The organism is Persicitalea sp. (assembly GCF_041751555.1).
Lineage (GTDB): Bacteria > Bacteroidota > Bacteroidia > Cytophagales > Spirosomataceae > Persicitalea.
Map to the genome: position 1 here is coordinate 1 of NZ_JBGSXF010000071.1, position 7,606 is coordinate 7,606.

The following is a 7,606-nucleotide window of genomic DNA, read 5'->3' on the forward strand; positions in this document are numbered from 1 at the left end:
CGGAGCGACGCTGGAATCCTGTTTGAATGTATTGCTTCGCGCGGGCTGCGATACAGTCTATATAATGACGATAGCTGCGGCCCAGCAATAAGCGGACACGCAGCTATCGTCACTCTCATTGAAGAGCTTTCTATCTCGCCAAGCCCGTACTTCCGGTGGCGATCATGGCGCAGCGGAAACCTACCGTAGCAGAAGAGGAATCCTGTTCCATGAAGCGGCGCGTACCAGGTGACATCCAGTAGGCTACGTCGGACCATGAACCTCCTTTATACACTCGCACTTCGTCGCTGATAAGCGAATTGTTATTCTTGGTGTCGTAATCCTTAGCCTCATCCTGATATCCACTCCGACGGAAGGGGTTCAGATCGTTGAAGTCTTGGTAGGAAAGTGGGCGATACACATCCTGTACCCATTCGTTCACATTCCCCGCCATATCGAACAAGCCGTAATCATTAGCGGGATAGCCGCGTAGTTCCTGGGTCATGATGGCCCCGTCGTTAGCGCGTCCGGCAATACCGGCATGGTCGCCTCTGCCCCGCTTAAAGTTGGCTAGCATCGTTCCCTGCTTCCGGCCCGTTGGCTGGCGAAGTGTGGAGCCATCCCACGGATAAATGCGGGAATTGGACTGGTTTTCGTCGGCGTACTGGGTACCGATCATTCCTTTGGCAGCATATTCCCATTCCGCTTCCGTTGGCAGACGGTAGGGAGGTAGCACGTAGCCGCTTTCAACCGACAGCGAAGAAGGTGCGGCGGCGGAAGCCACTTCGGCTTGGCCCGCATCTTTCTTTTTGCCAAACGATAGTAGTTTCTTCTTCTTAGTAGCACCGCCTGCCGTTCCTTTGGCAAACATCGACTGATTCACCGCGTTGGAACGCCATGTGCAATAATCGTTGGCCTGCCCCCACGAAACACCTACTACCGGATAGAGGCGAAATCCAGGATGGCGCAGATACATGGTCACATAAGAATCATTGAAAGATAATTCATTGTACCAAACCGTAGTATCGGGCAGAGAGCGGCGATAAAATTCCTCGGAGGAGTCGCGCTGGATAAAGTTAAGGTATTCCAGGTAGTGAACGTTGGCCACCTCGGTCTCGTCCATATAAAAGGATTGGATACTGACCGTGCGCTCAAGGTTGTCACGGGTTCCCATAACGTCCTCTTCCAAAGAACCCATCGTAAAACGACCACCTTCGATGAAGACCAGGTCAGGACCGGCGGGTAGAGCTTTGTACTGCTTTACCACAAAACCTTCTCCGTCCTCACCGTTGTAATCGAGTCCGGTTTTAGCGCTGGTTTTGCCGGGCTTGAGGCTCGTTGGGTCTTTCTTCTTACACGAACTCGCTACGACCAGCACCATCAGAACCAAGGCTAGTGACTTCATACCCACGTTTCGCATGTAATTCATTGATTTGATTGACAAGATATTAGTTATTAGATTTTTGACTTGGGAAATAATACAAACTCTATCGGGACGGCAAAGGTAAACGGATAACCCCTATTTATTCAATTCTTCCAGTATTTTGAGAGCTTTGTCAAGTGATTCGACTTCACTAAGTTGAAGAATTAACTTGCCTTTAGTATCCTTTAAGGCCGTTGTTTTCGGGTTATGCTGGATATACTCAATTACTTTGCCAAACTTCGGCGACTGAAAGAATTTGTCATTCCCGGAAGAAACGAAGTATCCTTTCAGGGTATTGTTTTTCAAAGTCAATTTTTCAAAATGCAGCTTTTCGGCTTCCAAACGTAGCCGAACGGTACACAAAAGATTCTGAACTTCTGTTGGCAGCGGGCCGAAGCGATCGTCGAGTTCCGTCTCGAAAGCTATTAGCTCGTCGGCCCCTTTCAGGTTGTCCAGACGGGTGTATAACGACAACCGTTCCGAAATATTCTTCACGTATGGTTCAGGAATCAAAGTCGCCATGTCAGTTTCTATCTGGCAGTCAGGCAGGATGTCCGTCGGAACGCCCAGGCCAGTGGAAAACAAGTCTTTGAATTCGTTCTCCTTCAACTCTGTAACGGCTTCATCCAGCATTTTGTGATAAAGGTCGTAGCCCAAGTCATTCACAAACCCGCTTTGCTCGGCCCCCAGCAGGTTACCCGCCCCTCTAATGTCGAGGTCGCGCATGGCAACTTTAAAGCCATCGCCAAGCTCCGAGAATTCCTCCAAAGTTTGCAAGCGCTTGCGCGACTCGCTGGTGAGGGTCGAAATGGCAGGCGTGAGCAGGTAACAAAATGCCTTTCGGTTGGAACGCCCTACCCTACCCCGCATCTGATGAAGGTCCGACAGCCCGAACATGTGCGCCGAGTTAATAATGATGGTGTTGGCATTGGGAATGTCGATGCCCGACTCAATGATGTTGGTCGAAACCAGTACATCGTAGTCGCCTTCGATGAAGCGCAGCATAACGCGCTCCAGGCGGTTGCCCTCCATTTGGCCGTGGGCCACACCGATGCGGGCCTCGGGTACCAGCCGCAAGATAATATTGCCGATGGACTCGATATCGCTAACGCGGTTGTGAACGAAAAACACCTGTCCGCCACGCTGCAACTCGAAGCTGATGGCGTCTCGAATAAACTCCTCGCTGAACGAATGTACTTCCGTAGTGACGGGCTGTCGATTGGGCGGCGGTGTGGCAATGACCGATAGATCGCGCGCGCCCATAAGCGAGAAGTGCAGCGTACGCGGGATGGGCGTGGCCGTGAGCGTGAGAACGTCCACATTGACGCGCATTTCTTTAAGGCGGTCTTTGGCTTTCACGCCAAATTTTTGCTCCTCATCCACAATCAGCAATCCCAGGTCTTTGAATTTTACATCTTTGTTCAAAATCCGGTGGGTACCTATCAGAATGTCGAGTTTTCCTTCGGCGGCTTCTTTCAGCGTTTCCTTGATTTCCTTGGCACTTTTGAAACGGTTGATGTAGCCTACGCGGGCGGGGAAATCGGCCAGCCGCTCGACGAAGGTCTTGTAGTGCTGCATCGCCAGAATCGTCGTCGGTACCAGCACAGCGACCTGCTTGCTGTCAGACACAGCCTTGAAAGCGGCGCGAATGGCGACCTCGGTTTTGCCAAAACCCACATCACCGCAGACCAGCCGATCCATCGGGTGCGACTTCTCCATGTCGTCCTTAACGTCGTTAGTGGCTTTGGCTTGGTCGGGCGTGTCTTCGTAAATAAAGGATGATTCCAGTTCGGCCTGCATGAAATTATCGGGGCCAAAGGTGAAGCCCGGTGCCTCGCGCCGCTTGGCGTAAAGAGCTATCAACTCCTTGGCAATGTCCTTTAACTGCTTCTTGACGCGACTCTTCTTGGCATCCCACTCGCCCGAACCAAGCTTGTTCATTTGCGGTGGCGTGCCTTCCCTACCCGTGTACTTGGCAATCTTATGCAGGTTCTGGACGCTTACGTACAGCAAATCATTGTCGCGATACACCAGCCGTACTGCTTCCTGATCCTGACCGTTGACCTCGCGCTTTTCCATACCCGCAAAGCGCCCGATTCCGTAGTCCACGTGCGTCACGAAATCGCCGGGTTGTAGCGTTTTGAGTTCTTTGAGCGTAATGGCTTTCGCTTTATTGAACTTGACTTTCAGCTTGTACTTGTGGTAGCGCGAGAAGATCTGGTGGTCAGTGTAGCAGGCCAGTTTAAGCTGCTCGTCAATGAAGCCCTCGCGCAGGGCAATGTTCAGCGGCCGGAACTTCACGTAAGGATTGAGGTCGGCGAAGACGCGTTCCAGGCGGTCGAGCTGCTTAGGCTGCTCGGCGGCGATGACGTTGACGAAGCCCTGCTCCTGGTTAGCGTTCAGGTCTTCGATCAACCTTGGAAAGTCTTTGTTGAAAGAAGGTTGAGGCTTGGAAGAATACTGGATTTTGTTTTCATTTTTGAAATAAAACCGTCGGCCAAACTCCACCGTTTTGAACCCTTTTATTTTGTTCAGAAACCCACGCCTGGTTTCGTAGAGCGTTTCGGGGTCGGAAACTACCTGCACGCCGCCGCCTGTAACCTCAGCCAAAGCTACCTCAGCTTGCGCCAGAGATTTTTCGATTATTTCCAGCGTCAGTTCCACGTCCTTGAACCACAGCAAGGCCGCCTCGGGCAGGAAACTGAGGAACGATTCGCGACTCTCATGTTCCAGCTTTTCCTGGATATTGGGAACGATGTTGATCTGCCGCACCGTCTCGACCGATAGCTGCGTTTCGGGATCGAACGAGCGCAGGCTCTCGACTTCGTCGCCGAACAACTCGATGCGGAACGGGTACTCGCTGGCGTAAGAATAGACGTCCACAATGCCACCGCGCAACGAAAACTGTCCGGCCTCGAACACGAAGTCGGTCATCTCGAAGCCGTAGTCGTGCAGAAACTCAGTGATGAAAGCCGGATCGAGCTTCTCACCTACCTTCACCGAAAAAGTATTAGCCAGCAGCGACCGCTTGTTGATTACTTTCTCAAAAAGTGCCTCGGGATAGGTGACGATTTGCAGCGGGGGTACTTTAGTGACGCTGAGCTTGTTCAAAATCTCAGCCCGCATCAGCACGCTGGCGTTATCGGTTTCCTCGTATTGGTAGGGCCGCTTGTAGGAAGTGGGATAAAACAAGATATCTTCCCCGCCGAGCAAACTTTGCAGATCGTTCTGAAAATAAGCTGCTTCGTCGCGGTCGCTCAACACGTAAAGGGACAACCGGGGCATTTGCCGATTCAGCGTGGCGGCCATCACGGCGTCCAGACTACCGACCAAACCCTTTATCTGCACGCGGGTATCTACGGAAGTATTGATTTGACTGGCGAGGAGCTGCACGTAGCTGTCAGCGCTGTATAAGGTGAGGAGGTCTTGGGGAGTCAAAAGATGTTTATTTGTTGATTCGTTGACGGCGGGGCGCCCCGTGGCGCACACCCGCCTTTTTTTTTATTTGTTGAAAGTTCAGCGTACAAGGTACTTGATCTGGCTTCAAGTATCCTTCATTTTGGTACTTTGGTACTCAAGAACTTTGGTGCTTCATCAAACACAAAAAGCCGTCGAAGGCAGAAACCTTCGTCGGCGGTAGGGCTAACAACGCTTTTTCCGAATTTGTTTTTAAAAATTCCCAAAACCCCCTTTTTCAGGAATTTTTTCTAAGATTGTCGGCTTGAATCCTAAAAATCTAACCTAAATGAAATACCCCAACCGACTATCGTCTGGAGCAAACAACTTAGTGATTGCTCTTTCAGAAACGGAAGTGGCTAAACTATTCGTGGACGATACGCGGTCGGACATCGGTTCAGAGGCTGAGAAAATGAAGTCCGCCAACGCTGTGAACGGACTCGTCGTGCGCTTCATTCGGCTGGATTTTGACGAGAAAATGGGCGCAGAAATGCTGGTAATGGAACGGCTAAGGCCGCTGGATTTCCGTTCGCACGAGGTGAGAATCAGGGAATTGTGGTTGGATGTATTTGAAGATGAACTCCATGAGCTACATCAGGCAGGATTCGTTCACCGGGACATTCGCCGCCCATCGGGCATCGGCGGCCTAGCTTTTGACAATATTCTTTTGACAGACAAAGGGTTACGGCTGATCGACGTGGGCATTTCCGCGCTTCGAGAACAAGTTGGCAAGAGGATATTCGACAAGTATCTAGAAACTGAGCGAGAAGAAATGGTGCTTTTTCGGGAATATTTCCTGAATCGGTAGTCGGACTGAAACTACCTCTACTTCTGCCCGATCCGCGCCTCCAAATGCGTGGCAGCAGGTGTCGCCTTCTCCCGGTGTTTCGCAACCATCGCCTCTATTTCGCGGATTACTTCGGGATGCTCGTCCGCCAAATCATACTTCTCCGACGGATCGTGCAGGAGATTGAATAGCTGGTGCTTGTCCAGTTTCTCCAACTTTTCGGGATAGCCCAGTGGGTTATTTTGGTAGTAAAGCAATTTGTAAGCTCCCTTTCGGGCGGCAAAAAGGTGGCTACCGTGGTAATAGTACATCTCGTCGCGCGGACTGGCAGCACCCTTGTGCAGTACTTCTGAAAGATCGTAGCCGTCATAGATGCGGTCGGTGGGCAGGGGGATTCCGGCTAGTTTGCCAAAGGTCGGAAGCAAATCCAGCGTGCTACCCATGTCGGAAACCACGCCCGGCTTCACGCGGCCCGGCCCCCAGAAAATCGTGGGTACCCGAACGCCGCCCTCGTAGCTGGTTCCCTTATTGCCGAAGAGTAGCCCCGACGAACCACCCTGCTCGTTGAATATCGCCCACGGGCCATTGTCGGAAGTGAAGACCACGTAGGTGTTTTTATCTAATCCTTCTTTTTTCAAAGTACTCAGAATCTGCCCGACGCTCCAGTCGATTTCCTCGATCACATCGCCGTATAGCCCCCGCTTGCTGGTTCCCAGGAAATCTTTGGACGCAAACAGTGGTACGTGGGGTAGCGAGTGCGCCATGTACAGGAAAAAGGGTCGGGCCGCGTTCGGCTCCTTTTTGTTCTTTTGGATAATTTTGATCGCTTCTTCTGTGTAGCGTTTCACGATCGTGTTCTGGTCGGCGGGGCGCTGAATCTCCGTCGTGTCGCGCAGAAGCGGCACCTGGAAGTACTCGATCTTAGACTCACCAAAGGCAACTTTTCGATCCACGTCATTGACCTTGTCCATATCGTTGCTGTACGGAATACCGAGATAGCTGTCAAAGCCGTGACTAGTGGGCAGGTAGGCGGGCAGGTGGCCCAAATGCCACTTACCGATGGCCGCCGTGCGGTAGCCTTTTTTCTTCAAATGCCGCGCAATCGTGATTTCACTCTGTGGCAAGCCATCATCCGAATCGGGGAAAAGTACCCGCCGCTTGTCGCTGAACATGCCGCTGCGAATAGGTAGCCGCCCCGTCATCAGCGCGGCGCGGGAAGGCGTACAAACATTGGCCGCCACGTAAAAACTCGTCCATTTTTGCCCCTCGTGGGCCATGCGATCCAGGTTGGGTGTCTTGATGGTCGGGTGGCCAAAGCAGCCCACATCGCCGTAGCCCTGGTCGTCGGTGAAGATGACGATGAAGTTGGGCTGTTGTGCTTTTTGGGCCACTGCGTGATTTGTAGCAACCAGGGTGATGGTCACCAAAATCAAGACAATCGCAGCCAAGGCATTGGAGACTATTTTTTGATCAGTTAGATGTTTCATCAATTTGGGTTTAGGGGATTATTTTTTTAGCCTTGAATAGTAGGGGTTTAGCTACTGCACGTATTAAGTGAAATACCGTTGGATAAGTAAGGCAAAAAGTTTTAAAAACTATTCATATTATTGCTATTAACTATCATTCCAACCCTGTTCTATCCTCAGCATTCAACCCTCAATTGACTTATGGGACTCTTGTCAGAATTAAAAAAGAAAGCGCTCACCGTCAAAGAGCAGATGCGCCCGAGTACCGAGTTCGACCCCACGACTATGCCGTGGATCGACCACAGCGATGCCGACATCGCCGCTTTCGTCAAGAACTTTAAGCCTAGCTTCCCGCTGACCTTCGACCTGGAAGAAAAACTGCGCTTCTGGCAGAAACACGGCTACGTGATCTTGGAGAAGGTTATTCCCCAGGAACTGATCGACGCCTACTGGAACGACGTGGAGGAACTGATCGAGCATCCCGAAAAGTACAAA

The 7,606-nt window shown here is 51.5% G+C and carries 4 protein-coding genes and 1 pseudogene; 2 read left to right on the top strand and 3 right to left on the bottom strand.

Annotation, left to right across the window (positions count from 1 at the left end; translation table 11 throughout):
* Positions 1-130: 130 nt before the first annotated feature.
* On the bottom strand, positions 131-1,399 hold the full coding sequence (gene gldJ / locus ACEW8P_RS02315) for a gliding motility lipoprotein GldJ (protein ID WP_373511503.1): 1,269 nt from the start codon (positions 1,397-1,399) through the stop codon (positions 131-133).
* A gap of 99 nt (positions 1,400-1,498) precedes the next feature.
* Positions 1,499-4,840, bottom strand: coding sequence for a transcription-repair coupling factor (gene mfd / locus ACEW8P_RS02320; RefSeq protein ID WP_373511500.1), 3,342 nt, complete (start codon positions 4,838-4,840; stop codon positions 1,499-1,501).
* Positions 4,841-5,147: 307 nt separating this feature from the next.
* Between mfd and ACEW8P_RS02325 the strand changes: the two genes are divergently transcribed.
* Positions 5,148-5,666 carry a hypothetical protein gene (locus tag ACEW8P_RS02325; protein WP_373511501.1) on the top strand — a complete coding sequence of 173 codons (519 nt, stop codon included), beginning with the start codon at positions 5,148-5,150 and terminating at the stop codon, positions 5,664-5,666.
* 17 nt (positions 5,667-5,683) lie between these two features.
* Here the strand turns inward: ACEW8P_RS02325 and ACEW8P_RS02330 are convergent, their stop codons facing one another.
* Positions 5,684-7,132 (bottom strand): sulfatase, encoded by a 1,449-nt coding sequence (locus ACEW8P_RS02330; RefSeq protein WP_373511502.1) that lies wholly within the window; start codon positions 7,130-7,132, stop codon positions 5,684-5,686.
* 189 nt (positions 7,133-7,321) lie between these two features.
* Here ACEW8P_RS02330 and ACEW8P_RS02335 point away from each other — a divergent pair.
* Positions 7,322-7,606: pseudogene (locus tag ACEW8P_RS02335) on the top strand (phytanoyl-CoA dioxygenase); the annotation flags it as partial.